We start from the raw sequence: 23,827 nt of genomic DNA, 5'->3' as shown, positions 1-23,827 counted from the left end.
TTAACTACGATGATAAGTACAGCGATAAATACAAGATGACAAACAAAAACGGGCACCTCAAGGGTGCCCGTTGGACGCTTTAGCTTGTAACAAACTAGCAGCTTGCAGCGTATGCGCGCCGATGGTTAGCCACCGAGCTGTTTCTCTTTAAGCTCTGCCAGCGTTTTACAGTCCACGCACAGCGTTGCCGTGGGGCGGGCTTCAAGGCGGCGAATGCCGATTTCAACGCCGCAGGCTTCACAAAAGCCGTAGTCGTCTTCATCGATTTTTTCGATGGTTTCGTTAATCTTTTTCAGCAACTTGCGTTCGCGATCCCGAGTACGCAGCTCCAGGCTGAAGCCCTCTTCTTGAGTGGCGCGGTCAGCGGGGTCAGCGTAGTTATTAGCGTCTTCCTGTAGGTGGCGTACGGTACGATCCACCTCTTCCATGAGATCTTGTTTCCAGTCTAGAAGGAGCTGGCGGAAGTGCGCGAGCTGCTTCTCGTTCATATACTCTTCGCCCGGTGCTGGCTCATACGGGGTGAAGGACTTGGACGCTTCCGGTTTCTTTTCCGCTACTGGCATGGGAGTGCCCCTTACGTATGTGACTGCTGATCGACCATGAGTGTGTGTCACGATCTCACGCCAAAGGGATGCTTGTTTAGCTGAAAAATGCGCGCTATGCAAGCATAATAGCGCATTTTCGACCATGGTCTTGCCTCTTCAACGACCTGCGTCATGATTTCTCTACCATTTAGTGAAGGAACCGTTATGGCTTGGAATTCACGTGTAAATCACGTTGCACCTTTTCGCGTGATGCATCTATTGGAAATGGCCCAGGCTCGAGAGGCCGAAGGCCACGATGTGATTCACCTAGAGGTCGGCGAACCTGATTTCGCGACGCCGGCACCGATTGTAGCAGCAGGCCAGCAAGCGTTGGCAACAGGCAAAACGCGCTATACACCTGCGGCAGGCCTAGCGTCGCTGCGGGAGGCGATTTCAAGACATTACGCCGAGCATTTTAACGCCACCGTTGACCCCTCACGTATTTTGGTAACGCCAGGGGCCTCTGGAGCGCTGCTGCTGGCTAGCCAATTACTGGTCGAAGAAGGCGACCGTGTTTTGATGGCCGATCCCAACTATCCGTGTAATCGTCACTTTATGGCCCTAGCTGGCGCAGACATTGATGCCATTCCCGTAGGGCGCCAAAGCGGTTGGCAGTTAACGGCGCCGTTAATTGAACAGCACTGGCAAGCTAAAACGAGTTTAGCCATGCTGGCTTCCCCGTCTAACCCTACGGGACATACGTTAGGCGCTGAGGCGCTAAACGCGGTCATCAACACGGTAGCTGCGAAAGGCGGTGACGTGATTGTCGATGAGATTTACCAAGGCTTGAATTATGACGATGCACCACTATCGGCGACATCGCTTTCTGACCAGGCCTTCGTGGTGAACAGTTTCTCTAAATATTTCGGCATGACAGGCTGGCGCTTGGGCTGGTTGGTGGCGCCTGAACATGCCGTCGAGCCGCTTACTAGGCTGGCGCAAAACGTCTTCCTTGCCGCGCCTACGCCTTCCCAGCATGCGGCGTTGGCCGCTTTCACTCCAGAGTGTCGAGATATTTTGGAAGCGCGTAGATCGACGCTCAAGCAGCGACGCCAAGTGTTGTTGGATGGGCTAGCGCAGTTGGGGCTTGCCCCGGACCTGCCACCTCAAGGGGCTTTTTATCTGTGGTTGGATATTTCCCATTACAGCCGAGATAGCCAGGCATTCTGTGAGCGGTTGCTGGTCGAGGAGAACGTGGCAATTACTCCGGGCATTGATTTTGCGCTGGAGGGCGGCGAACACCATGTGCGCATTGCCTTTACTAACAGCGTTGAACGGTTGCAGGAGGCCGTAGAGCGCATTGGCCGTTTCGTGAGCCGACTATGACGACCTATCCTGAGTTGGTGTCTGGGGTGTTGCTGCGTCGTTATAAACGCTTTTTAGCCGATGTACGGTTGGAGAGTGGCGAGGAAGTCATTGCCCATTGCCCCAACACGGGCTCGATGAAGGCGGTGAATGTGCCCGGTTGTCGAGTGTGGCTGTCACGGAGTGATAATCCCAAGCGCAAGCTGGCCTGGACCTGGGAATGGATTGAGTTGCCACAATCAGATGGCGCCTTGGCGCTGGCTTCTGTCCACACTGGCCGCGCCAACCGCATCGTGGAGGAGGCTATTTTAGCCGGTGATATTGTGCCATTGGCAGGCTATCAAACGCTCAAGCGGGAAGTGAAGATCAGTGACGCAAGGCTCGATTTCCGGCTGAGTGATCCTGATAAGGGCGAGGTTTTTATTGAAGTTAAGCAAGTCACCCTTAAAGAAGCCGATGGGCATGGTTATTTTCCTGACTCGGTCAGCGTGAGGGGCACCAAGCATTTGCATGCATTAACCGCGCTGGCCGAGCAGGGCGAAAGGGCCGTGCTGCTGTTTTGTGTCGCCCATGAAGGTATTCACGATGTAGCCCCAGCGGCCCACATCGATCCCATCTATGCGGCGGCGTTAGCCGCAGCAGTAGATGCTGGGGTTGAGGTGTTGGCTTACGGTATTACGCTAGATTGGCAGGCAGGAGCGCCGGTAGCGGTGCGATTAGCACGACCGCTACCGGTGCGAATTTAACGCTCGATATAAAAACGCTGAATAAAACTGACCCGCTCGGGACTGGCATTGCGGTCGTAGCGAACGTCCAAGTTAAAACGTGTGGGCTCGTCGTGGCGCAGGGCGAAGGTGGCCAAGTGATAAGTGGCATCACCATCGTGCACAGTACGAAAGCTTAGCGACTCTTGGGCGTCGGTGAGGCCTGTCACGTGGCCTTGTACGCTAGCGTTAACGGCACGGGTGCTGCCGTCCTCTTGGCGTTCGCGTACGCTTACATTAACCAATCCGAGACCTGCACTGCGCTGAATTCCGTGCGCTTGGGCAACTTCAGGGGTGAGGAAGCTGGTGGCCACAGCACTGTAATGGATCTCATAGTCGCCTATCCGTACTAGCTGCTCAGCTACCGCTTGTGTGGCGAGGAGCAGTGAGCAAAGCAGCGTAGTAAGCAGGGTTGTTCTGCGTAACGCTCGATAAACCATGGCAGGTCTCCTCTTATGGGTCGATATGGCGAGTTAACGTAAAATAAATTAGCGACGGCGCACTCTAAAAATAGCAATTTCACCGAACAAGTTGGGCCACCACTTGGATGTCCAGTGCCCTTTGTGATCGCCAACCCCTACCGCGCGATCAACAATCACCAACCCTTTTTCACGGCACAGATGCTCGAAGTCGTTAAAGGTAGAAAGGTGGATGTTGGGTGTGTCATACCAGGCATGGGGTAGCGATTTAGAGACCGGCATATAGCCACGTAGGCCAAGATGAATTCGGTGTCGCCAATAAGCAAAATTAGGAAAGGTGATAATGCCTTCCTCGGCGACGCGTAACATTTCATCAAGCATTTTATCTGGGCGGCGTAGCGCCTGAAGCGCTTGGGTCATAATGACTTGATCATAGCTGTTGTCGCAGAAACTACCCAAGCCATCATCCAGGTTATGCTCAATAACGTTCACGCCCCTGGCGACACACTGGGTAATACCGTCGGGGTCGATCTCTAAACCGTAGCCGGTAACATTTTTCTCCTGCGCTAAGCGCTCAAGCAGAGCACCATCACCGCAGGCTAAATCCAGCACGTGAGCCCCTTGGGGCACCCAGTCGTAAATCAGTTCAAGATCCGCACGCATTACAGGGTCTCCTCCCTGGCTGTTTCTTCGATATTCAGCTCTCGGGCGATGCGAGTCATAAATGCGCTGAACAGAGCGTGGTAACGTGGCTCGGGCAGTAAGAAAGCATCATGCCCGTGAGGAGAGTCGATATTGGCATAGCTAACCGATTTGCCAGCGCGGGTGAGCGCGTCGACGAGTTCTCGAGAGCGAGAAGGTGGGAAACGCCAGTCAGTGGTAAAACTAACAACCAGAAAAGGGCACTTTGCTGGTGCTAGTGCGCTGGCTAGGTCGCCTGCTTGAGTGGCTGCGGGATCGAAGTAGTCAAGGGCCTTGGTCATTAACAGGTAGGTGTTAGCGTCAAAGGCGGTGGAGAAGGTATCGCCCTGATAGCGCAGATAAGACTCAACCTGGAACTCGACATCAAACCCAAAGTTCAAATCGTTGCTGCGCAAATCGCGGCCAAACTTACTGCCCATTGCATCTTCGGAGAGGTAGGTGATGTGGCCCACCATGCGTGCCAGTTTCAAACCACGCTTGGGGACCGTCTCGTGCTCTGCATACCAACCGCCGAAGAACTCAGGGTCAGAGCGAATCGCCTGACGAGCCACTTCGTTAAAGGCAATGTTCTGGGCGGAGAGCCGGGGGGTGGCGGCAATTACTACCGCATTGGCGACACGCTCAGGGTAAGTCATTGTCCACTGCAGCACCTGCATACCACCCAGGCTACCGCCCACTGCTGCGGCCCAACGCTCAATGCCCAGTTGATCGGCTAGGCGCGCTTGGCTGGCTACCCAGTCACTGACAGTGACCATGGGGAAATCAGGCCCCCACTGGCGGCCGGTTTCAGGGTTGTGGCTAACAGGGCCTGTGCTGCCATGGCAGCCGCCCAGATTGTTTAGCGATACCACAAAAAAACGGTTGGTATCGATAGATTTTCCGGGGCCGATATGAGCATCCCACCAGCCAGGTTTGCGGTCTTCGTCACCGTGATAGCCCGCTGCATGGTGGTGTCCCGATAACGCATGGCAGATCAACACAGCGTTACTACGCTCAGCGTTTAACGTGCCGTAGGTTTCGTAGATAAGCTCGTACTCAGGCAGCACCTTGCCACAAGCAAGCGGCAGCGGCGTATCAAATTTCGCTACATGGGGGGTGACGAGGCCAACGGAGTCCGCCGGCCGGTCAACGAAAGTGAAAGTGTCTGAATCAGGCATCGAAAGCGCTAGTCCTGCAAAAAATAAATCCTGCTAAAAAGAGGCCCTGGGGAATATTGCGCGGTTACAGCCCAACCAGTGCGCCAGAGATACCCGCAGCGCGGATCAAAGCCCCCACTACTAAGCCATCCACCAAATTAATCGCAATAAACACCACGATGGGTGATAAATCGATCATGCCGAGTGGCGGAATGACTTTCCGAACAGGCGCCATAATGGGCTCGACTAGCTGCATGACCAGCAAAGCACCTGGGTGGCTAGCATTCGGGGCGACCCAGCTCAGAATAATCATCACAATCATGGCAAAGAAATAGATCTTTAATATGGCGTTAGCCAGTGCCGCAATGCCCGCAATCAGTAGTCCTGGAATGGGCGGCATGCCAACGCCAATCACCATGAAAATTGCCAGCATGCTAACCACTTTCAGCACAAAACCCGCGGCCAGCGTGGCAAGGTCAAAGCGCCCAGCGACGGGACCTAAGAAGCCCTGAAATAGCCCCACAACAGGCTGGGTGATTTTAACCACTGATTGGCTAAGCGGGTTGTAATAATCCGCCCGCGATGCCTGCAACAAAAAGCGCAGCATCAGTAAGAATAAATAAATATTGATTAACGAGTTAACAAGCATTAACCCGGCACTGCCCACTTGACTACCCATTGCGGCCTCTCCGTTGCAAAGTTACGTATTTAGTTGGCGCTAAGTTCCTTGGACATTGCTTCTGCGCGCTGGGCACAGGCCTGCATGGCGTCGGCGATGGTGGCGCGTAGTTGCGCATCTTCCATGTGCTGAATCGCGCGTTCTGTTGTGCCGCCTGGTGACATAACATTTTGTTTAAGTGTGGCCGGGTCTTTGTCACTGCGCTGGGCCATAGTGGCGGCACCTAGCGCCGTTTGAATGGCCAAGCGTCGCGCCGTGGCGGCAGGCAAGCCTAGTTTGACAGCGGCTTCTTCCATCGCCTCAAACATTAGAAAGAAGTAAGCTGGCGCACTGCCTGATACCGCAGTTACCGCATCAAGCAGGCCCTCTTCTTCAACCCACTCCACAATGCCAACCGCTTCCATAAGCTGTGTTGCTAGCGTGCGTTGCTCCTCGCTCACCGCGCTATTGGCATATAAGCCGCTGGCACCGATGCCGACCAATGCAGGCGTGTTGGGCATGCAACGAACTAACGCATTATTACCGCCTAGCCATTGATCAATGGTGGCGGCATCGAGGCCTGCCGCGATCGAAATAATCAGCGGTGATTGCTGTTGTACGTTATCCCGCATCGCTTCGCATACGCTGCGCATAATCTGGGGTTTTACCGCCAGTACGACCACGTCGGCGTCTTCGACGGCGGCGTTATTATCGGTGTTTGTGTTAATTCCTAAGCGTGCTGCTAAAGGCGCTAGCTCGCTTTCATTAGGTGCGGTGGCCGTGATGTCGCTAGGAGACACACCACTATCGATGAGGCCGCCGATAATGGCGCTGGCCATATTGCCTGCGCCAATGAAGGTAATCTTGCTCGCCATGTGGGTATCCTTATTGGGTAAAAAAGCTGCATCGGGCAGCATGGGCTGTCAGTCGTCTTTACGCTCTTCAATTAGCAGTGTTACTGAGTCGCGTGTTGAGTGGTGCGTGCGCCAAAAATCGCCGTTCCTAAACGTACCAGCGTTGCGCCCTCTAAAACAGCGGCTTCTAAATCGTCGCTCATCCCCATCGATAGCGTATCCAGAGGGGCATCCGGGAGCGCTGTCTGAAGGGTTTCCAAAAGTTGTCGCAAGGCCGCAAGCGGCGCCCGCTGTTCTGCAAGGCTGTTGGCCGGGGCCGGAATCGCCATGAGTCCACGTAGACACAGCCGTGGCAGGGCGGCCACTTCTTTCGCTAGTGCCATTACCTCATCGGGCATGACGCCCGACTTAGAAGCCTCGTGGCTAATATTGACCTGCAAACAAATGTTGAGTGGTGGTAAGTGTTCCGGGCGTTGTTCGCTAAGCCGTTTGGCTATTTTTAAGCGGTCAACGCTATGTACCCAAGCGAAGCTTTCTGCCGCTGCGCGGGTTTTGTTGGACTGTAGTGGGCCAATAAAATGCCACACAATACCGTCTAAGTCGGCCAGTTCGGCTTGTTTTTCCAGTGCTTCTTGCAGATAGTTTTCGCCGAATTCACGCTGCCCATGCTGCCAGGCTTGGCGAATCATGGAAGCGGGCTTTGTTTTACTAACGGCTAGCAGCGTTGCGCTATCGAGTGGGCGTTCAGCCTTTTTTAATGCGTTACTCAGGCGTTCGCGGGCCTGGGCGAGTGACTCGGGAAGCGCGATGTCTGTCATACTCAAGCACCTTACCACTGCTGGGAAAAGAGAGATGGATATTACCGAACTGCTGGTGTTCTCGGCAAAGCAGAATGCATCTAATCAGCACCTTTCTGCTGGGCTTCCACCTATGATACGTGCTGATGGTGTTAGCCGTTGACTTAATCTACCCGCCATGGGAAGCGTTGGTGTCAATCAGCAGGCGTAAATGCCACCCAGAACTCTTGGGCCACTGGCACCAGTGACGGAAGGTAAGTTGCCGGGCAGGCCATGTAAACGTTGATGGGCGAGCCAGGCAAAAGCGCCTGCTTCAATCCAGTCTTCGGGCCAGCCTAAGTCGGCGGGAGACTTAAACGTCGCATGGGGCAAATGCGCCGCTAGCCTCGCCATTAAATAGCTGTTATGTGCACCGCCGCCGCACGCAATTAAGGTCATGCTATCGTGGGTCGCGGACAATTGCTGAATGCCCTGGGCAACGCTTATCGCGGTCAGTTCCGCTAACGTGGTTTGCACATCGCAAGCCGTTTCGTTGCCCGTTAGCTTGTTTTCTAGCCAGGCCAAGTGAAATAGTTCGCGCCCGGTGCTGCGCGGCGGCGGTTGATGAAAAAACGGCTCGTTTAGCAGGCGTTTTAGTAGCGCTTGATCGACCTGTCCGCGAGAGGCCCAGGTGCCATTTTGGTCAAAGCGTCCGTCGTGATGTTTTGAGAACCAAGCATCTAACAGCACATTAGCGGGTCCTGTATCAAAGCCAGTGGCAGGAATGCTGGTATCGCTGGGTAGCCACGTCAGATTCGCAAAGCCTCCTAGGTTTAAAACAAGCTGCTCGCTTGTCTGGCGACCAAAAAGGGCTTGATGAAATGCTGGTGCCAGCGGCGCTGCTTGACCACCAGCGGCTAAGTCTCGTCGGCGAAAATCAGCCACCACCGTGCAGCCGGTTAATTCGGCCAACAGGCTGGGGTTGTCCAGCTGTAGTGTATAGGCAGGGCCGCCGTGGTGGCCGCTGGGAGCATGCTCGATTGTTTGTCCATGGCTACCAATAGCACTAATTTGCGCTGCTGAGATCTGTTGCTGAGCCAGCAGTGCTTTCACAGCGTTTGCCTGTAGCTGGCAAAATTCGGTTTCGGCCGCTGCCAGCTCAGCAAAGCTCACTTGCTCGGCATGACACAAGTTCAGCAGTAGGTTATGAAGCGACTGAGGCATGGGCGACGCATGCGTAGCAATGAGCTCCGGTGGCGAGTGCGGCGTTATAGCGACCAACGCCGCATCAATGCCGTCCAGGCTGGTGCCCGACATTAAGCCAACATAGTACGACGGTAAGGTAGGGTGGGGCGTTTTCATAAAGCGGCTCATCCAAAACGTAGTGAAGGCTCAACCAAGGCGATAGGGCATGGTAACATCGCCGGTTATTCGATATCTGACGCCTATATGGCACATATTACATGGAGAGAGAGGCAATGAGTGAGGTGGATCAGGCGTTAGCGCTACTGTCGCGAGGCACGCATGAAATCCTGGTAGAGGATGAGCTGAAGAAAAAGCTGGCGTCTGGCCGTAAGCTGCGTATTAAAGCAGGGTTTGATCCGACAGCACCTGATTTGCACCTTGGGCATAGTGTGCTGCTGACGAAAATGCGCCAGTTCCAGGATCTCGGGCACACCGTTATTTTCTTGATCGGGGATTTCACTGGTCGTATCGGTGACCCCACTGGCAAAAACGTTACTCGTAAACCGCTCACCGAGGCCGACGTAAAAGCCAACGCTGAAACCTATAAAGAGCAGGTGTTTAAAATCCTCGATCCCGAAAAGACCGAGGTGCGCTTTAACGCCGAATGGTTTGGTGAATTAAGCGCCGCTAAAATGATTGAGTTGGCAGCGCAAAGCACGGTCGCGCGGATGCTTGAGCGTGATGACTTTGAAAAGCGTTATAAAGCTAACCAATCTATCGCGATCCACGAGTTTCTCTACCCGCTCGTCCAAGGCTACGACTCAGTCGCGCTTGAGGCGGATGTTGAGTTAGGTGGGACCGATCAGAAATTTAACCTGTTGATGGGCCGAGAAATTCAAAAGCACTTCGGCCAAGAGCCTCAGGTCGTGATCACCATGCCGCTGCTCGAAGGCCTGGACGGCGTGCAAAAAATGTCCAAGTCGTTGGGCAACTATGTTGGTGTCGATGAAGCGCCGGGCTCTATGTTCAATAAGCTAGTGTCTATGCCCGATAGCTTAATGTGGCGTTACTTTGAGCTGCTCTCTTTGAAATCCAACGAAGAGATCGATGCGCTCAAGCAGAGCGTTGAGGCGGGGGCTAATCCGCGTGACGTGAAAATGGAGCTAGCCCGTGAGCTTATTGCCCGTTACCACGGCGATGAAGCTGCCGCCAATGCACACAAGTCGGCGGGTAATCAGCTAGCGGAAGGTGAGTTGCCGGAAGACCTACCTGAAGTAGAAGTAGATTTCGAAGGTAATGAGCAGGCGCCTATCGCGGCAGTACTCAATCGCTCTGGTCTCACCAAGAACAGTGCGCAAGCCAAAGACATGTTGAAAAACGGTAGTGTGAAAGTCGATGGGGATGTTGTTGCCCAAGACACGATGTTAGCTACGGGTAGCGCCTACGTTATCCAGGCAGGTAAGAAACGTTATGCTCGTGTGACGCTTACCTAACGTTTTCGATAACTTTCTCAAAAAACACTTGCCAAGACGGCAGCGAATCCGTAAAGTACGCATCCGCTGCCGGGGACGCACAGCGTTACCAGCGGTGATTGAAGGTGAAAACCTTCGGTTTGTCAGAGAGTTAGAAGAACTCAGCAGCAACATGCTTCGATGTCTTCCTGCGCTTTTTGAAACGAGCCACGCCAGAAAGCAACGTTATCTCGCTTTCTTCGTTCACTCGCTTCACTCACTCAAAACAGTGATTGACAAACACCAGGAAGTGCGTAGAATACGCCTTCCTCGCTGAGGCCGAGGGCGGCGCGGAGGTATAACAATGTGGCCACCTCCCGAAGCGTGCACCGCACGTCATGCTCAAGTCGCCACACGTCATTCCTGAGCCATTGCACCGTCATTCCCGAGTGGGGTTATCGGGAATCTACCTTGACCTTGGCCTGCAGCAGTCCGAAACCTCAGCCCAACATGGATTCCCGCTAAGGGCCTGCGGGAATGACGAGGGTGGCGCGGAGGGCTTCGTCAGGCACCTATCAAGAAAAACCCCAGCTTCAACTGAAGCTGGGGTTTTTTGTTGGTGCTATTGGTTATGGACTGTCTGAAAAATCCCTCAGAGCCTCGTGCATTGGGGATTTTTATGCATGGAACGGTGAAAATTAGCGGCAGATTGCTTCCAATGCCTCTATTAAACTATCCATTTCATCATCTGTACCGATGGTGATGCGCAAGAAGTTGTTGAGCGCGTCAGTATTAAAGTGACGTACCAAGACTCCTCGCTCGCGGAGGCCTGCAAACAGCTGAGCACCTTCAATGTTAGGATGTTGAGCAAGCACGAAGTTGGCTTTTGATGGCAACACTTCAAACCCTAGCTGCTCAAGACGCTGACGTGTGCGCTCTCGAGTCGTGATCACATTATTTCGGCAGGCGTTAAAATGTTCTTCATCCTTAAGGGCTTCAATGCCGATGAGGCTCGCTAGACTATCGACGGGATAGGAGTTAAACGAGTCTTTTACCCGCTGAAGTCCATCAATCAGTTCTGGGGAGCCAATGGCATAGCCCAAGCGTAAACCAGCCAAGCTACGTGATTTAGAGAACGTTCCCGTGACTAGTAGGTTAGGGTAGCGCTCAACTAAGGCGACAGCGCTTTCTGCGCCGAAATCAACATAAGCCTCATCAATTAATACAACCCGGTTTGTCACGCGCTTAAGCAGAGCCTCAATGGCTTCGAGGGAGTGCGCGTGTCCAGTCGGTGCGTTTGGGTTGGCAAAAATAACGCCGCTGCGCTCTGATGCACTCGCCAGGGCATCGATATCAACTTCCCACTGGGCATTTAGCGGGTGTTTGCGAAGCGTGACGCCATAAAGATTGGCGTAAACAGGGTAGAAGCTATAGGTGATTGAGGGGACATCCAGCGGTGCGTCGTGGCAGAAGAAGGCCTGAAACGCAAACGCGAGCACTTCATCTGACCCATTGCCGACGAAGGTTTCTGCCACGCTAACCCCATAGCTTTCAGCCAGCGCTGTACGCAATGCATAAGAGGTAGGGTCAGGATACAAGCGCAAATGATCGATGGCATAATTGCGCAGCGCCTTGCTCACCCCTGGCGCGGGTGGGTAAGGGTTTTCATTGGTGTTGAGTTTAATAACCTGTTCGCGGGGCTGCTCACCTGGCACATAGGGGGTAAGCTCCCGAACAGCTGGACTCCAGTATTGGCTCATGCGGGTAACCTGATTATCCTAATGTTAATACCCCATGGTCACCCGATGGCTGCCCGAGCGCAAGCATTCAAGTAAGTAAGGGGGTGGGCGTCGCACCTTGTAGCGGTTATGCTGTCATAAGCGCGCGAAAGAAATGTATGTCCAACACGATAAGGAGACACTCAATGCAATTTAGGAGTTTGCTAGCCGGCTCGGCTATGTTGGCACTGCTGGCGGGCTGTGCAGCTGGCCCGACGGGCCAGAGTGAAGATGCAGGAATGACTGCTTCTCAAGTCAATTACCAAGGTACGCTGCCTTGCCGCAACTGCGATGGTATCGACTTGGATGTGACGATGATAGGCGAAGAAATGAGTGCTCCTGAAGAACGGACGTTCACGTTAAACGCCACTTATCGTAATCATCCACAAACACCACCAGACGAAAACTATGCAGGTAACTGGGAAGTGTTGACGGGCACGCCGTCTGATCCGGATGCTACTGTCTATGAATTAACGCCGAATGGCGATGGTCAGATTTACTACTTCCAGCGTATCAGTGAGCGCACGCTGGAGCTGATCGACCCAGAGCGTCGTCGTTTCGAGAATGGCGAAATGCTGCAGTTACAGCGTCAATAAAGTGTGAAGCGACGCTCAAAGGCGGCCATTGGCCGCCTTTTGCATTTCTAGCGATCTGATGCATAAATCTCAGTGGCGACATCAATATATCAACAGGAGCAACAGGGCGGTGGCGAAAGCGAAGAGTGCCTTTGTATGTACCGAGTGCGGTGCAGAGTATCGAAAGTGGCAAGGCCAGTGCTCCAGCTGCCAGGAGTGGAACACGCTAAGTGAGATTCGTTTGACCAGTGCGCGACCTGGAGGTGGTACTGCGACGGGACGAGCGGGCTATGCTGGAGACCTGTCGCGCGATGTAGTGGATCTTAGCAATGTGGATCTCAGTGAGGTTCCTCGCCTTACCTCGACCTTTGCCGAGTTTGACCGTGTGCTGGGTGGAGGCTTAGTGCCGGGTTCCGCTGTGTTACTGGGGGGGAATCCAGGCGCTGGTAAATCTACACTGCTTCTACAAACTGCCTGCAAGCTCGCTCAGCAGCGGCGTATTCTATATGTCACTGGGGAGGAGTCGCTTTCCCAAGTCGCCATGCGCGCCCACCGCTTACAGCTGCCTACTAATGGCTTGAAAATGTTGGCCGAGACCAGCGTGGAAACCATCTTGGCGGTATCTGAACGGGAGAAGCCAGAGATTCTGGTGATTGACTCCATCCAGACTATGCATCTGGAAGATATCAGCTCTGCGCCGGGGGGCGTGGCACAGGTGCGGGAATCTGCGGCAGCGCTGACACGCTTCGCTAAGCAAACGAACACGGTTCTTTTGCTGGTTGGTCATGTGACCAAAGATGGCACGCTGGCGGGTCCTAAAGTGCTGGAGCACATGATTGATGCTTCGTTGCTATTAGAGGGCGGAGCTGATTCTCGATTTAGAACGCTCCGCGGCCAGAAAAACCGCTTCGGCGCGGTGAATGAGCTGGGTGTGTTTGCAATGCTCGAGCAAGGCTTGAAAGAGGTTAAAAACCCCAGTGCGATTTTCCTCTCACGCCAAGAAGAGCAGGCACCCGGTAGCTTGGTCATGGTGGTGTGGGAAGGCACTCGGCCAATTCTAGTGGAGGTGCAGGCATTGGTGGATGAGTCTGCCCTGGGTAATCCTCGCCGTGTTGCCGTTGGCGTCGATCAAAACCGACTTGCCATGCTGCTAGCCGTATTAAATCGCCACGGTGGTCTGTTTACCGGTGATCAGGATGTCTTCCTTAACGTGGTGGGTGGGGTGAAAGTGCTCGAAACCAGTGCTGACTTAGCGGTGCTGTTAGCCGTGGTGTCCAGTCTGCAAAATCGCGCACTGCCAAAAGAGCTGGTGGTGTTTGGCGAAGTGGGGCTTTCAGGAGAAATTCGACCAGTGCCCAGTGGGCAAGAACGCATTGCTGAAGCGGCTAAGCACGGTTTTCTAAGGGCAATTGTTCCGCGCGGCAACGCACCCAAGCAGGCTCCGAAGGGAATGGAGGTTATCCCTGTCGATAAATTGAGCGATGCCCTGGAAGCGTTGTAGCGTAAGCTATGCTAAGGAAAAGCATTAAGACTAAGGAGAGGCGCCATGAGTGCAATTCGGTTAACCCAATATAGTCACGGAGCGGGTTGCGGCTGCAAAATTGCACCAGATGTACTGGATGGGATTCTTGCTAAAGCTGGGCCTGCCGCAGGCCATAAACGGCTCATTGTCGGTAACAAAGGACGCGAAGACGCAGCGGTGTATGATTTGGGTGATGGCCGCGGCATGATTGCGACCACCGATTTCTTTATGCCGATTGTCGATGACCCCTTTGATTTTGGTCGTATTGCTGCCACTAACGCGATTAGCGATGTCTATGCCATGGGTGGCACGCCGGTCATGGCATTAGGGATTTTAGGTTGGCCGCTGGATAAACTCAGCGCAGAAATCGCGGGAGATGTTGTTGCCGGTGCCCAGGCTGTTTGTCGTGAGCTAGGGGTGGCGTTAGCGGGCGGTCACTCGATCGACGCTCCTGAGCCGATGTTTGGTTTGGCGGTCAATGGGTTAGTCGATTTAGCGCATTTAAAGCTCAACAGCCAAGCAAAGCCTAATGACCTGTTATTCCTAACCAAGCCACTTGGCGTAGGGCTACTAACCACAGCCGAAAAACGGGGTTTGTTAGAGGCTGGCCATCACGGCCTTGCTCGTGAAACGATGCTCAAGCCCAATCATATCGGTGTTGAGTTAGCTAAGGTGAAAGGCGTTAACGCTATGACGGATGTCACCGGGTTTGGCCTTGCTGGACACCTAGCTGAAATGTGCAGCGCAAGCGGTGTGATGGCGCAGATCGATTTTCGCCGCTTACCCCGTTTAGCAGAAGCCGAAGCCTACCGTCGGCAGGGCGCTGTCCCCGGGGGTTCGCTGCGCAACCGCGAAGCCCTTGGCAAAGCGTTGCCTGCGATGGACGATGCTCACTGGCAATGGCTGTGTGATCCTCAGACGTCAGGTGGTTTGCTGATCAGTGTCGACCCTGCCTGGGAAGACGATGTAGAGCGTATTGGTCGTGAGCACAGTCTTACCTTGGTGCCGTTTGGCACCATGAAGGCAGCTCAAGGCGACGTTTTGATTGAGGTCATTGGATGACGCTAGCCACTGTTCCGGCATCATTGAACTTAATTGCGCAAACAACACCGCTGATAGATGTGCGCGCCCCGGTTGAATTTGTTCAAGGCAGTTTGCCTGGCGCGGTTAACTTACCGTTAATGGTTGATGATGAGCGCCATCAAGTGGGTATTGCTTATAAACAGCACGGACAGCAGGCAGCAATCGGGTTAGGTGAACGTTTAGTCAGCGGTGACACTAAACGAGCACGCGTTGACGCGTGGCTGGGATACGTAGCGCGTCAGCCAGACGCTATTATCTACTGTTTTCGCGGAGGGCTGCGTTCGCAAATTGCACAGCAATGGCTTGCTGATGCAGGCATCAACCGGCCGCGCATTGACGGTGGCTGGAAAGCGATGCGGCAACGGCTATGTCAGCGCATTGATGAGGCTGCCAGCCAGCCGATGCTGGTCGTGGCGGGGCTGACGGGTTGCGCGAAAACGACGCTAATTAATCAATTGAGTAACGGCATTGATCTGGAGGCGTTTGCCAACCATAAAGGGTCGGCGTTTGGGAGGCAGCCAGAAGAGCCGACAACACAAATTGATTTTGAGCATGCCTTAGCCAAGCGCTTAATTGGGCTGACGGGAAGCTTAGTGGTAGAAGATGAGTCGCGGCAAATCGGTAATGCCAATATTCCGCTTACCTTTTGGCATGCCCTGCAGCGTGCGCCGCGAATACGCATTGAGATGCCCTTGGATTGGCGTTTAGAGCAGTTGCGCCGTGACTATATCGAAGCACTTGAACAGCGCTACACTGCCCGTTACGGCCAGCAAGAGGGCTGGCAACGTATGCGACTCCAATTAGCCAATGCCCTGGAGCGTTTGGCGAAACGCTTAGGCAATGCCCGATTGCAGCGTCTACAGCGATTACAAGGTATGGCTTTTGATGCCCATGCACTAGGGAATATTCGAGCCCACGAAGCATGGCTTGCGCCACTGTTGACCGAATATTACGACCCACTTTATCGCTATCATCTTGAAAAGCAGCGAGATAACCGCCCTGTGGAACTGCATGTTGGCGATTGGGAAAGCTGCTTAGAAGCCGCTAGGCAGTGGAGCGCTTAGCGGCGTTGTATGCATCTATAGCTTATGCCGCTTTCAGCCATTGGGTCATCATGCGGTCTAACAGCGGAGCTAGCTGATGAAAGCGTCCAGCATCTTCTAGGATCTGTTCACTGGTTTGTATAAAGCGTCCTGCTGCGGCAGTTTTGGGCTGTGGCCACTCATCGGCATTGAGCAGTGGTGATACGCTAGAAGCCGTCGCTTCGAAATGACACAGTAAACCGACGACACGCCCGGCGTCCCACGAAAAACCTTGCAGTGGTGCTGCTGCACTGCCGCCTAGCGGTAGTGCGCTTTCCGGTAAGCTGAACACGAGGCGGTGCCTCATAAATGCCTCAAATTGTTCGGGTAGGTCAAAGGTGCTTTCTGGGGCAAGTGTTATTTGGTGCCAGCCAATTTCAGGGTAGGTGCCTGGTGCAATAACGGCATCCAGCGCCTCCGCTATCCACAGTGCGCCTAAGCCAATACCCAATACTGGTTTCTGCCCATCCAGATAGCGGTTAATCAGCTTGCGTTCGGCTTTAAACCAATCGGGTGGATCATTTACTAGACGTTCAGGGCCATCCAGTATAATTAGCGCGTCGCACTCACCTGGTCGTGGGGTTAGCTCGCCCGCATAAAGATGAAAAACGGTGTAACTATGGCCCATACTCTCAAGCCAGTCAGTTAGACGAGCGGGACCATGGTCAGGGCCGTGCTGTAGCAGATGGATATGCATGGTAATCTCCTCGCCGGCCGATGTTAATAACGCGATAGGGATCTCCTGCCGCGTTTGTGCGACGATAACGTATCGCGTTCATTTCACCAATATTGTGACCCAGGAAATCAGCATGGTGGCTAAACCCCTAGGATTTTACCAGCGGCTTCAACAGTTGCCGTTGCCCGCTCAGCAAGCGTTCATGGCAGCCCTGTGTGAACGTCTGCTACCTAACTACGCGCTTTATCAACAAACCACGGGGTTAGGTGACGAACATACACTGCGTACTGTGCTGAGCCTGGTGTGGGAACGTCTGAGCGTTTCGAATGCGAGCATTGACTTTGCTCGGCAAGCGGAAAAGCTGGCTGAGTGCGAACCTCCGGAAGATGATGAGAGCTTTGGGGCGCGCCGAGCGTTAGATGCTGTTGTGTCGGTATCCGCGCTGCTGGATACGCTGCTGGGGGAGTCGCCCGAAGCCGTGTTAGATGTCAGCCGCACCTCGCGAGCGGGCGTGCGCGCTTTTATCGAGCTAACGGAAGGTGAAGAAGATGCCCAGGCGCTTGCGCTGATCATTCGCGACCATCCCTTGATGGCCGACGAAAATGATTTCCAGGACGCTGTTTTGGACGCCGTGAGTGAGCCAATTACTAAAGCCTCCCTAAAAGAAATTCGTCAGCTAGGGCGTAATAACGGCATTAGTAATCTTGGTTTAACCTTAGACGAGGGCGAGGAGTAGCTGTCGAAGCCGGTTAAAACCGCAGGCCCGCCGTGACCATCATGCCGGCGGTGCCGAAGATGATAAGATCTGATTCTACGCGCCCCCATTGCACGCCAATGCTGGGTAGCAGTGCAGGCGCCGTGCCTAAGTGGTTAAAGGGAATCTTGTCGCGATATTCACCTTTATAGCCGTGTAGTAGCCCGCCAGTTAGCTTGGCGCGTACGTTGATCTCTTCGGCAAATTGCCAAAGCGGGAATTCACGCCCAGCATAAAAATACCAGGTTGGTTGATCAAATGAGTTTTTAAACCATGCTGCCCCTGCTAACCAGCGGTCTGGATTATGTAGTTCAATGCTTGCCAGTTTTTGCTGATTGGTATGGTCAGGGTCAGGATCGAAGTGGCGCGTTAGCAAACTGGTTTGCACCAGTGTGTGATCGAGTTCTAAGGAGGGAGGCCAATCTGGCAAAGAAAAGGCTGAGACGGTAGTGCTCAGCCAAATCCCTGCTATCCCTCCTGCCCATTGATAATAACGAGGCATGTCACTGCTCCTGAGAGAAGGGCTTTTTGCTAAGTGGTTTCGCTACTAGGAGGTTTCGTTAAAGGCGCATTTCGATGCCACGTTCCGCCATGTAACGTTTTGCTTCTGGTATCGTATATTCACCAAAGTGGAAGATGCTTGCTGCCAATACCGCATCGGCACCACCTTTGAGTACGCCGTCTACTAAGTGGTCCAAGTTTCCTACACCGCCAGAAGCAATCACCGGCACGCTGACGGCTTCAGAAATAGCATGGGTCACCCCCAGATCAAAACCCACTTTAGTGCCGTCGCGATCCATACTGGTGAGCAATAACTCGCCAGCACCAAACTCTACCATCTTTTTGGCCCACTCGATGGCATCCAGTCCCGTTGGTCGACGCCCACCGTGAGTGAATATTTCCCAGCGAGGAGGCTCGCCTTCTTTAGACACCTTCTTAGCGTCAATCGCCACCACAATACATTGGCTGCCAAAGCGCTCGGCGGCTTCGCGAACAAACTCGGGGTTGGTCACCGCGGCGGTATTGATGGAGACTTTGTCAGCCCCTGCATTCAGCATCGTGCGAATATCATCGCAACTGCGGATGCCTCCCCCCACGGTGAGGGGAATAAACACTTCACCGGCAATGCGCTCTACCATGTCGACCGTTGTGTCACGGTTTTCATGGCTGGCGGTAATATCGAGAAAGGTGATTTCATCGGCACCCTGCTGGTTATAGCGCTGAGCAATTTCGACCGGGTCGCCTGCATCACGGATGCCAACAAAGTTAACGCCTTTCACCACGCGTCCGGCATCGACATCTAAGCAAGGGATAATACGTTTCGCTAAACTCATTTGGCGCCTCCGCTAAGCTGGTCGCTCAAGCGCTGAGCTTCTGCCACATCGAGGCTGCCTTCATAGATCGCGCGGCCGGTAATCGCGCCTAAAATGCCGCTGTCAGCGACATCACACAGCGCACGAATGTCGTCTAAATTGGTGACGCCGCCGGAAGCAATCACTGGTAAGCCACCTTCACGGGCTAGCGCAGCCGTGGCTTCTACATTGACGCCTTGCATCATGCCATCGCGGGCAATGTCGGTATAGACAATGCTGGAAACGCCGTCATTGGCAAAGCGCTTGGCGAGCTCGGTCGCCTTTAAAGTGGATACTTCCGCCCAGCCATCGGTGGCCACATAGCCATCTTTAGCATCCAGGCCAACAATAATGTGGCCTGGGAACGCACGGCACATTTCGCCCACGAAGTTCGGCTCTTTAACTGCTTTAGTGCCAATAATGACGTAAGAAACCCCGGCATTTAAATAATGCTCAATGGTTTCCGCTGAGCGGATACCGCCGCCAATTTGGATGGGCAGCTTAGGGTAGGCGCGCGCAATTGCGGTGACTGCCTCGCCGTTCATCGGCTTGCCTTCAAAAGCGCCGTTTAGGTCAACCAAGTGCAGGCGGCGAGCACCCGCTTCTACCCAGCGAGCGGCCATGGCAACAGGGTCATCGCCGTAGGACGTTGAATCTTCCATGCGGCCTTGCTTCAAGCGCACACACTGGCCGTCTTTGAGATCAATCGCGGGAATTACCAACATTGTGAAACCTCTCAGGGCGTCCAGGTGACAAAGTTTTCTAGCAGGCGAAGGCCCGCGCGGGAGCTTTTTTCAGGATGGAACTGCACAGCGAAGGTGGCGTCACGGCCAATCGCTACATGGGCGCAAACCTTGCCGTACTGGGTAGTACCAAACACTTGCGCGTCGTCAGTCGCATTAACGTAGTAGCTGTGTACAAAATAGAAGTGTTCGTTATCGTCAATGCCTGACCATAGCGGGTGATCGTGATGCTGCGCTACAAGGTTCCAGCCCATGTGCGGGACTTTTAAGCGCTGTTCGTAATCATCGCGCATATTGGCCGGAAAACGATCAACGCTGCCATGGAAAAAGCCTAGGCAATCTACGCCACCGTTCTCTTCGCTACGTTCCATCAGCATTTGCTGGCCCACGCAAATACCCAATAGTGGTTTCGCTTGACGGGTAAGGATGTCATCGACTAAGCCGCGTAGCTCGGTACGTTCCAGCTCGCCTACACAGTCCCTAATAGCCCCTTGGCCCGGGAGTACTAGGCGCGTTGCACCTAAAATACGTCGCGGGTCGCGAGTAATAATCACATTTTCGTGGGTGACGTGCTCAAGCGCTTTTGCCACAGAGTGCAGGTTGCCCATTCCATAATCGATTACCGCGATGGTCATAAAGCGCTCCTTGTGATCGTTGGCGAGCTACCACTCGCTGCAATACCCGGCATTATAGGCTTCCTTTGGTAGACGGCATTTGTCCCGCCATACGCGGGTCTTCTGCCACCGCCATGCGCAGCGCGCGGCCAAACGCTTTAAATATAGTCTCAGCCTGATGGTGAGCATTAAAGCCTTTTATATTGTCAATATGCAGGGTGACGCGCGCATGGTTGACGAAGCCTTGGAAAAATTCCCAAAACAGCTGGGTATCCATACGGCCAATGGTATCGCGGGTGAAGTCGACATTCATATAGAGACCTGGACGGCCGGAGAAGTCGATAACCACACGGGACAACGCTTCATCAAGAGGAACGTAAGCATGCCCATAGCGGTAGATGCCGCGTTTATCGCCGATCGCTTGGTGAAATGCTTGGCCTAGGGTAATGCCTAGATCTTCAACTGTGTGGTGATCATCGATGTGCAGATCGCCTTTTGCGTCAATATCGAGATCCACCATCCCATGGCGAGCTACTTGATCAAGCATATGATCAAGAAACGGAACGCCGGTGTCGCTGCGGAGACGGCCTTCGCCATCAAGGTTGACGCTGACCGTAATCTGCGTTTCGTTGGTGTCACGGCTTACCGTGGCAATACGCGCTGACATGTTGCATCTCCTGCGCTGATGCGCACTCTGAGGGGGTATTGGTGGATCGTCGGGTAATGTTAACACCGCTAGATCAAAGCATAACCTGTGCCAAAAGCGACCATTATAGTGAATCGGCACCCCCATCCGCTACAATGCGCGAAAGGTAGCCGCCTTTGCTGGCGGTAGAATAGCAGCCTTGCTGCTTTGGCAAAGAGGATTTCACCATGCCGGTGACATTGGATTACGTCGACCAGGCCCGTTGGGAAGCAGAGGAGCAGGTGCGTATTGACCTAATACGCATTTATGAAGATGCGCCCCAAGAGCGAATGCCTACACCAACGGTCGCCCCTTTTATTGAACAGCATTTAAAAGGGCAGCACTTTTTTGCCTGCGCACATTTTAATGATCGACTGCTCGGTGCAGTGGCGATAAAAGAGGCAGCTGACCGCGCCTGGTGGCTCTCCGAGCTGTGCGTGCGTAAACCCACCCGACGGCGTGGCGTAGGCACACGACTAATGGCACTGTTAGGTGAGCAGGCAAAACAGGAAGGGCGTGTGCTGCGCATCGCAACGTCGTCGCTGCCGTTAGCCGATCGAGTACTGCTCTCAAAGCTTGGTTATCGCCCCGTAGCCCCTGAATCATCCGCGCCGTCGGATGATTCCATCACCAGTGATTTTGTTGAGCTCGACCCACAAGGAAAAGGGCAATGAATCATCTACTACGTATTTTGCTGGCTGCGGTAGGTATTTTAGCGATTGTTGCCGTTGCTGCAGTGGTGTATGTCACCACTTTTCTTGACCCAGAAGATTTCAAGCCTCGGCTAACCGCGGTGGTAGAAGAACAAACTGGCCTGAATCTAGCGTTGGAAGGCCCGATCACATGGTCATTTTATCCGCGTATAGGGGTCAGTGTTGAGCAGGCAAAAGCGTGGCTGCCAGAGCAAGCTCAAAACGAGAGTGCGTTTGCCGCCATTGAGCGAGCTGAAGTTAGCGTAGCCTTTGCTCCTTTATTACGCGGCGAAATCGCGGTTGATGGCTTAACCCTAGATGGCATGCGCTTAAACCTTGAAAAGGATGAGCAGGGCGAAGGTAATTGGCAGCCGTTACTAGAGCGCCTCGCTGAGCAGGGTAACGAAACAGCGGAAACGGTACTGGCGCCTGCAAGCGCTGGCCCCAACGCAGATGCTGGCAGTTTGTCGGTGGTGCTGAATATTGCCAGCGTAGAAGTGAAAAATGCTGATATTCGCTTCCGTGATGAGCAAAGCCAAGCGCTTTGGCGTGTGCAGCCGCTCAATATTTCAGGCGCCAACGTCAATCCGTTACGCTCCTTCCCTTTAAAAACCATGTTTACATTAACTAAGCATAATCGCTTAGATGCAGAGGTGTTGGAGCGTACGCCCGACCTGACCAGCGAAGTGAATCTCGAAACTCGTCTTCGTTTAGGTTTGAAAGATGAGCAGTTGGTTTTTGAAAATATCCAGCTGACGACCCGTACGCGACGCTCTGGAGAAAGTGATCCGCAGCAGCTTAGTTTGAAAGCAGCTGAAATAGTTGCCCGAATGGGTGAGCAGCAACTTACGATTCGCGAGGGTGTCGTTGACGCGGGCTTACGTCATCCAGACAATTGGCAGGGTAGCCTCGCGCTTTCGTTGGCATTTGGTTTGGAAAGTGACTGGGCGGCGCAAACTGCTCAGTTTAAAGATGCTCAGTTAACCGGGCCGGATGGGCTGAGAGTCAGCGGCCACCTCAATGTCGAAAAGCTTTTAGACTCTCCTCAGTACAGTGGCCAACTCACCGCAGCGCCTTTTACATTGCGGCCTTGGTTATCTCGCGCAGGTATTACTCTCAATACGGCCAATGAAAGTGCCCTGAGAGATGTGGCGATGACGAGCCCAATTGAAGGCGATATGGCGAGTATTGCACTGCCGCGCCTTTCCTTAGTAGTGGACGACAGTACCTTTACAGGTAATATTTCCGCCGCGCTGGACGGTACTCGGCTCGCCTTTAATCTGGAAGGCGACCAACTGAATATTGATCATTATCTGCCTGGTCCGGAAACCGCTCAACAAGCTAGCCGAGGTATACTGCGCAAAGCCTTTGCCCAAACCGATGGGGCACTATTGCCTCAGGAATGGCTGAGCACGCTATCGCTAGAGGGGGACTTAAGCGTCGACCAGCTTGTGCTGGCTGGATTAACGTTCGATGACACTTCGCTAAGCTTGCGCGGCGAGAATGGAGTGCACCAACTGACAGCCTTTGAGTCGCGTTTTTATGAGGGCGAGCTTAATTCGACTGGCCGTCTAGATGCGACAGCAAACGTGCTGGAATGGCAGATTTCTCCACGTGTCAGTGATGTTCAGGTCGCACCGCTCATTGAAACCTTTAGTGAAGAGGCATCACCGTTACGAGGCCGCTTTAACTTGGAAGGTGCACTGACGACTCAAGGCAATCGCCGTGACGTGCTCATCAATAATCTTAACGGCGAGCTAACTGCGCAGCTAAGCGACGGAGCGATTCTGCAAACGAATATCTCTCAGCAAATGTGCGAGATAGTGGCGCAGCTAGAGGGCGAAGGCACCCTGCGCGAATGGGAGCCTGATACGCGTTTTGAACGGTTTGATGCGACCTTCCAAGTGCGTAATGGTGTAGTAAATAGCGACGATTTGCTTATCACCCTTCCTGGTATTGATGTACAGGGTGAAGGCGAATTCAGTCTCAATACGCTGAATTTTACGACTGAGGCAAATGCTAGGTTGGTCGACACAGCCGATGCCGCCTGTAACGTGAACCCGCGTTTAGAGCAGTTGCCTCTTCCAGTTCGTTGTGAAGGCCATGTGGGCGACGATAAAACCCAGTGGTGCCGATTTGACCGTTCGGCTTTTCAGGCAGCGGTGATAGACCTACTACGTAATGAAGCAGGCGGCCGTCTTGAAGAAGCGCTTGAAGAACGGCTGGGCGATTCGCTTGATCAAATTGACGAACGCCTAGGAGAAGGCGCTGGTCAGGAACTTCGTGAGGGGATTCGTCGTCTATTTAACTGAGCATTCATGCACGTTTTGAAGCGATACAATCAGTGCGCGCCGGCCTTACCGCCGGCGCTTTTTTGCGTGTTAGTTAGCCACATAATAGCAAGGCCAACTGACGGCTAATTGCAGGGTGCCGTTTT

The 23,827-nt window shown here is 53.7% G+C and carries 25 protein-coding genes and 1 pseudogene; 11 read left to right on the top strand and 15 right to left on the bottom strand.

Features of this window, described 5'->3' with window-relative positions:
• Positions 1-125: 125 nt before the first annotated feature.
• Positions 126-563 carry an RNA polymerase-binding protein DksA gene (dksA, locus tag CEK60_RS16210; RefSeq protein WP_009723720.1) on the bottom strand — a complete coding sequence of 146 codons (438 nt, stop codon included), beginning with the start codon at positions 561-563 and terminating at the stop codon, positions 126-128.
• 186 nt (positions 564-749) lie between these two features.
• On the opposite strand from dksA, the gene CEK60_RS16205 reads away from it, so the two are divergent.
• Positions 750-1,910: an aminotransferase class I/II-fold pyridoxal phosphate-dependent enzyme gene (locus tag CEK60_RS16205; protein ID WP_089039904.1), complete on the top strand. Its 1,161-nt coding sequence runs from the start codon at positions 750-752 to the stop codon at positions 1,908-1,910.
• Positions 1,907-2,635 (top strand): DNA/RNA nuclease SfsA, encoded by a 729-nt coding sequence (gene sfsA, locus CEK60_RS16200; protein WP_089039903.1) that lies wholly within the window; start codon positions 1,907-1,909, stop codon positions 2,633-2,635. Before CEK60_RS16205 ends, sfsA begins: the two co-directional genes overlap by 4 nt.
• Here sfsA and CEK60_RS16195 read toward each other — a convergent pair.
• From CEK60_RS16195 to CEK60_RS16170, 6 genes are all read right to left on the bottom strand, one after another.
• Positions 2,632-3,093 carry a DUF4426 domain-containing protein gene (locus CEK60_RS16195; RefSeq protein WP_089039902.1) on the bottom strand — a complete coding sequence of 154 codons (462 nt, stop codon included), beginning with the start codon at positions 3,091-3,093 and terminating at the stop codon, positions 2,632-2,634. The two genes, sfsA and CEK60_RS16195, sit on opposite strands and share 4 nt — an antisense overlap.
• 48 nt (positions 3,094-3,141) lie before the next feature.
• Positions 3,142-3,735: a methionine biosynthesis protein MetW gene (metW, locus tag CEK60_RS16190; protein ID WP_038480763.1), complete on the bottom strand. Its 594-nt coding sequence runs from the start codon at positions 3,733-3,735 to the stop codon at positions 3,142-3,144.
• The gene (gene metX, locus CEK60_RS16185; RefSeq protein WP_089039901.1) at positions 3,735-4,931 is read right to left on the bottom strand and encodes a homoserine O-succinyltransferase MetX; all 1,197 of its coding nucleotides are present in this window, start codon (positions 4,929-4,931) and stop codon (positions 3,735-3,737) included. Before metX ends, metW begins: the two co-directional genes overlap by 1 nt.
• A gap of 64 nt (positions 4,932-4,995) precedes the next feature.
• Positions 4,996-5,589 (bottom strand): YggT family protein, encoded by a 594-nt coding sequence (locus CEK60_RS16180; protein WP_089039900.1) that lies wholly within the window; start codon positions 5,587-5,589, stop codon positions 4,996-4,998.
• Positions 5,590-5,618: 29 nt separating this feature from the next.
• A complete protein-coding gene (proC, locus tag CEK60_RS16175; protein WP_089039899.1) occupies positions 5,619-6,443 on the bottom strand; it encodes a pyrroline-5-carboxylate reductase in 825 nt (274 codons plus the stop codon).
• A gap of 80 nt (positions 6,444-6,523) precedes the next feature.
• Positions 6,524-7,240 (bottom strand): YggS family pyridoxal phosphate-dependent enzyme, encoded by a 717-nt coding sequence (locus CEK60_RS16170; RefSeq protein ID WP_089039898.1) that lies wholly within the window; start codon positions 7,238-7,240, stop codon positions 6,524-6,526.
• A 34-nt stretch (positions 7,241-7,274) separates the two neighbouring features.
• Between CEK60_RS16170 and CEK60_RS22175 the strand changes: the two are divergent.
• Positions 7,275-7,379, top strand: a pseudogene (locus CEK60_RS22175) (twitching motility protein PilT); the annotation flags it as partial.
• 38 nt (positions 7,380-7,417) lie between these two features.
• On the opposite strand, the gene CEK60_RS16165 reads toward CEK60_RS22175, so the two are convergent.
• Positions 7,418-8,560 (bottom strand): anhydro-N-acetylmuramic acid kinase, encoded by a 1,143-nt coding sequence (locus CEK60_RS16165; RefSeq protein WP_089039897.1) that lies wholly within the window; start codon positions 8,558-8,560, stop codon positions 7,418-7,420.
• A 116-nt stretch (positions 8,561-8,676) separates the two neighbouring features.
• Here CEK60_RS16165 and tyrS point away from each other — a divergent pair, with 116 nt between their 5' ends.
• Complete coding sequence (tyrS, locus tag CEK60_RS16160; protein ID WP_089039896.1) at positions 8,677-9,876, top strand: tyrosine--tRNA ligase; 1,200 nt, start codon at positions 8,677-8,679, stop codon at positions 9,874-9,876.
• 656 nt (positions 9,877-10,532) lie between these two features.
• Here the strand turns inward: tyrS and hisC are convergent.
• Positions 10,533-11,594, bottom strand: coding sequence for a histidinol-phosphate transaminase (gene hisC, locus CEK60_RS16155; RefSeq protein ID WP_089039895.1), 1,062 nt, complete (start codon positions 11,592-11,594; stop codon positions 10,533-10,535).
• Between the two features lie 164 nt (positions 11,595-11,758).
• Here hisC and CEK60_RS16150 point away from each other — a divergent pair, with 164 nt between their 5' ends.
• The 4 genes from CEK60_RS16150 to mnmH all read left to right on the top strand — a co-directional run bounded on the left by CEK60_RS16150 (position 11,759) and on the right by mnmH (position 15,856).
• Positions 11,759-12,208 (top strand): copper resistance protein NlpE N-terminal domain-containing protein, encoded by a 450-nt coding sequence (locus CEK60_RS16150; RefSeq protein ID WP_089039894.1) that lies wholly within the window; start codon positions 11,759-11,761, stop codon positions 12,206-12,208.
• Positions 12,209-12,317: 109 nt separating this feature from the next.
• Complete coding sequence (gene radA, locus CEK60_RS16145) at positions 12,318-13,688, top strand: DNA repair protein RadA (protein WP_089039893.1); 1,371 nt, start codon at positions 12,318-12,320, stop codon at positions 13,686-13,688.
• A 45-nt stretch (positions 13,689-13,733) separates the two neighbouring features.
• Complete coding sequence (gene selD, locus CEK60_RS16140) at positions 13,734-14,771, top strand: selenide, water dikinase SelD (RefSeq protein WP_089039892.1); 1,038 nt, start codon at positions 13,734-13,736, stop codon at positions 14,769-14,771.
• Positions 14,768-15,856 (top strand): tRNA 2-selenouridine(34) synthase MnmH, encoded by a 1,089-nt coding sequence (mnmH, locus tag CEK60_RS16135; RefSeq protein WP_089039891.1) that lies wholly within the window; start codon positions 14,768-14,770, stop codon positions 15,854-15,856. Before selD ends, mnmH begins: the two co-directional genes overlap by 4 nt.
• 22 nt (positions 15,857-15,878) lie before the next feature.
• Here mnmH and CEK60_RS16130 read toward each other — a convergent pair whose 3' ends face one another.
• Entirely contained in the window at positions 15,879-16,571 is a 693-nt protein-coding gene (locus CEK60_RS16130) for a type 1 glutamine amidotransferase (protein WP_089039890.1), read from the bottom strand.
• A 112-nt stretch (positions 16,572-16,683) separates the two neighbouring features.
• On the opposite strand from CEK60_RS16130, the gene CEK60_RS16125 reads away from it, so the two are divergent.
• The gene (locus CEK60_RS16125) at positions 16,684-17,286 is read left to right on the top strand and encodes a YjaG family protein (protein ID WP_089039889.1); all 603 of its coding nucleotides are present in this window, start codon (positions 16,684-16,686) and stop codon (positions 17,284-17,286) included.
• A gap of 13 nt (positions 17,287-17,299) precedes the next feature.
• Here the strand turns inward: CEK60_RS16125 and CEK60_RS16120 are convergent, their stop codons facing one another.
• From CEK60_RS16120 to hisB, 5 genes are read right to left on the bottom strand one after another with little or no spacing between them, the layout of a single operon-like run.
• Positions 17,300-17,806: a hypothetical protein gene (locus CEK60_RS16120; protein ID WP_089039888.1), complete on the bottom strand. Its 507-nt coding sequence runs from the start codon at positions 17,804-17,806 to the stop codon at positions 17,300-17,302.
• 58 nt (positions 17,807-17,864) lie between these two features.
• The gene (gene hisF / locus CEK60_RS16115; protein WP_038478299.1) at positions 17,865-18,638 is read right to left on the bottom strand and encodes an imidazole glycerol phosphate synthase subunit HisF; all 774 of its coding nucleotides are present in this window, start codon (positions 18,636-18,638) and stop codon (positions 17,865-17,867) included.
• Positions 18,635-19,381 (bottom strand): 1-(5-phosphoribosyl)-5-[(5-phosphoribosylamino)methylideneamino]imidazole-4-carboxamide isomerase, encoded by a 747-nt coding sequence (hisA, locus tag CEK60_RS16110; protein WP_089039887.1) that lies wholly within the window; start codon positions 19,379-19,381, stop codon positions 18,635-18,637. The genes hisF and hisA overlap by 4 nt, the downstream gene beginning before the upstream one ends.
• Positions 19,382-19,392: 11 nt before the next feature.
• Entirely contained in the window at positions 19,393-20,034 is a 642-nt protein-coding gene (gene hisH / locus CEK60_RS16105; RefSeq protein WP_038478294.1) for an imidazole glycerol phosphate synthase subunit HisH, read from the bottom strand.
• A 52-nt stretch (positions 20,035-20,086) separates the two neighbouring features.
• Entirely contained in the window at positions 20,087-20,680 is a 594-nt protein-coding gene (gene hisB / locus CEK60_RS16100; RefSeq protein WP_030074661.1) for an imidazoleglycerol-phosphate dehydratase HisB, read from the bottom strand.
• A 206-nt stretch (positions 20,681-20,886) separates the two neighbouring features.
• Between hisB and CEK60_RS16095 the strand changes: the two genes are divergently transcribed.
• Positions 20,887-21,372 carry an acetyl-CoA sensor PanZ family protein gene (locus CEK60_RS16095; RefSeq protein ID WP_089039886.1) on the top strand — a complete coding sequence of 162 codons (486 nt, stop codon included), beginning with the start codon at positions 20,887-20,889 and terminating at the stop codon, positions 21,370-21,372.
• The gene (locus CEK60_RS16090) at positions 21,369-23,702 is read left to right on the top strand and encodes an AsmA family protein (RefSeq protein ID WP_089039885.1); all 2,334 of its coding nucleotides are present in this window, start codon (positions 21,369-21,371) and stop codon (positions 23,700-23,702) included. The genes CEK60_RS16095 and CEK60_RS16090 overlap by 4 nt, the downstream gene beginning before the upstream one ends.
• The last annotated feature ends 125 nt before the right edge of the window (positions 23,703-23,827 follow it).

Origin of the sequence: Halomonas sp. N3-2A (assembly GCF_002216165.1) — a bacterium.
Taxonomy (GTDB): Bacteria; Pseudomonadota; Gammaproteobacteria; order Pseudomonadales; family Halomonadaceae; genus Vreelandella.
The sequence above is the reverse complement of the archived record's forward strand: the minus strand, read 5'-3'. Positions and strand labels throughout refer to the sequence as shown.

Excerpts from the sequence above, each read along its gene's own strand:
- dksA (WP_009723720.1), bottom strand. The coding sequence starts at position 563 with ATGCCAGTAGCGGAAAAGAAACCGGAAGCGTCCAAGTCCTTCACCCCG.
- CEK60_RS16205 (WP_089039904.1), top strand. The coding sequence starts at position 750 with ATGGCTTGGAATTCACGTGTAAATCACGTTGCACCTTTTCGCGTGATG.
- sfsA (WP_089039903.1), top strand. The coding sequence starts at position 1,907 with ATGACGACCTATCCTGAGTTGGTGTCTGGGGTGTTGCTGCGTCGTTAT.
- CEK60_RS16195 (WP_089039902.1), bottom strand. The coding sequence starts at position 3,093 with ATGGTTTATCGAGCGTTACGCAGAACAACCCTGCTTACTACGCTGCTT.
- metW (WP_038480763.1), bottom strand. The coding sequence starts at position 3,735 with ATGCGTGCGGATCTTGAACTGATTTACGACTGGGTGCCCCAAGGGGCT.
- metX (WP_089039901.1), bottom strand. The coding sequence starts at position 4,931 with ATGCCTGATTCAGACACTTTCACTTTCGTTGACCGGCCGGCGGACTCC.
- CEK60_RS16180 (WP_089039900.1), bottom strand. The coding sequence starts at position 5,589 with ATGGGTAGTCAAGTGGGCAGTGCCGGGTTAATGCTTGTTAACTCGTTA.
- proC (WP_089039899.1), bottom strand. The coding sequence starts at position 6,443 with ATGGCGAGCAAGATTACCTTCATTGGCGCAGGCAATATGGCCAGCGCC.
- CEK60_RS16170 (WP_089039898.1), bottom strand. The coding sequence starts at position 7,240 with ATGACAGACATCGCGCTTCCCGAGTCACTCGCCCAGGCCCGCGAACGC.
- CEK60_RS16165 (WP_089039897.1), bottom strand. The coding sequence starts at position 8,560 with ATGAAAACGCCCCACCCTACCTTACCGTCGTACTATGTTGGCTTAATG.
- tyrS (WP_089039896.1), top strand. The coding sequence starts at position 8,677 with ATGAGTGAGGTGGATCAGGCGTTAGCGCTACTGTCGCGAGGCACGCAT.
- hisC (WP_089039895.1), bottom strand. The coding sequence starts at position 11,594 with ATGAGCCAATACTGGAGTCCAGCTGTTCGGGAGCTTACCCCCTATGTG.
- CEK60_RS16150 (WP_089039894.1), top strand. The coding sequence starts at position 11,759 with ATGCAATTTAGGAGTTTGCTAGCCGGCTCGGCTATGTTGGCACTGCTG.
- selD (WP_089039892.1), top strand. The coding sequence starts at position 13,734 with ATGAGTGCAATTCGGTTAACCCAATATAGTCACGGAGCGGGTTGCGGC.
- mnmH (WP_089039891.1), top strand. The coding sequence starts at position 14,768 with ATGACGCTAGCCACTGTTCCGGCATCATTGAACTTAATTGCGCAAACA.
- CEK60_RS16130 (WP_089039890.1), bottom strand. The coding sequence starts at position 16,571 with ATGCATATCCATCTGCTACAGCACGGCCCTGACCATGGTCCCGCTCGT.
- CEK60_RS16125 (WP_089039889.1), top strand. The coding sequence starts at position 16,684 with ATGGTGGCTAAACCCCTAGGATTTTACCAGCGGCTTCAACAGTTGCCG.
- CEK60_RS16120 (WP_089039888.1), bottom strand. The coding sequence starts at position 17,806 with ATGCCTCGTTATTATCAATGGGCAGGAGGGATAGCAGGGATTTGGCTG.
- hisF (WP_038478299.1), bottom strand. The coding sequence starts at position 18,638 with ATGAGTTTAGCGAAACGTATTATCCCTTGCTTAGATGTCGATGCCGGA.
- hisA (WP_089039887.1), bottom strand. The coding sequence starts at position 19,381 with ATGTTGGTAATTCCCGCGATTGATCTCAAAGACGGCCAGTGTGTGCGC.
- hisH (WP_038478294.1), bottom strand. The coding sequence starts at position 20,034 with ATGACCATCGCGGTAATCGATTATGGAATGGGCAACCTGCACTCTGTG.
- hisB (WP_030074661.1), bottom strand. The coding sequence starts at position 20,680 with ATGTCAGCGCGTATTGCCACGGTAAGCCGTGACACCAACGAAACGCAG.
- CEK60_RS16095 (WP_089039886.1), top strand. The coding sequence starts at position 20,887 with ATGCCGGTGACATTGGATTACGTCGACCAGGCCCGTTGGGAAGCAGAG.
- CEK60_RS16090 (WP_089039885.1), top strand. The coding sequence starts at position 21,369 with ATGAATCATCTACTACGTATTTTGCTGGCTGCGGTAGGTATTTTAGCG.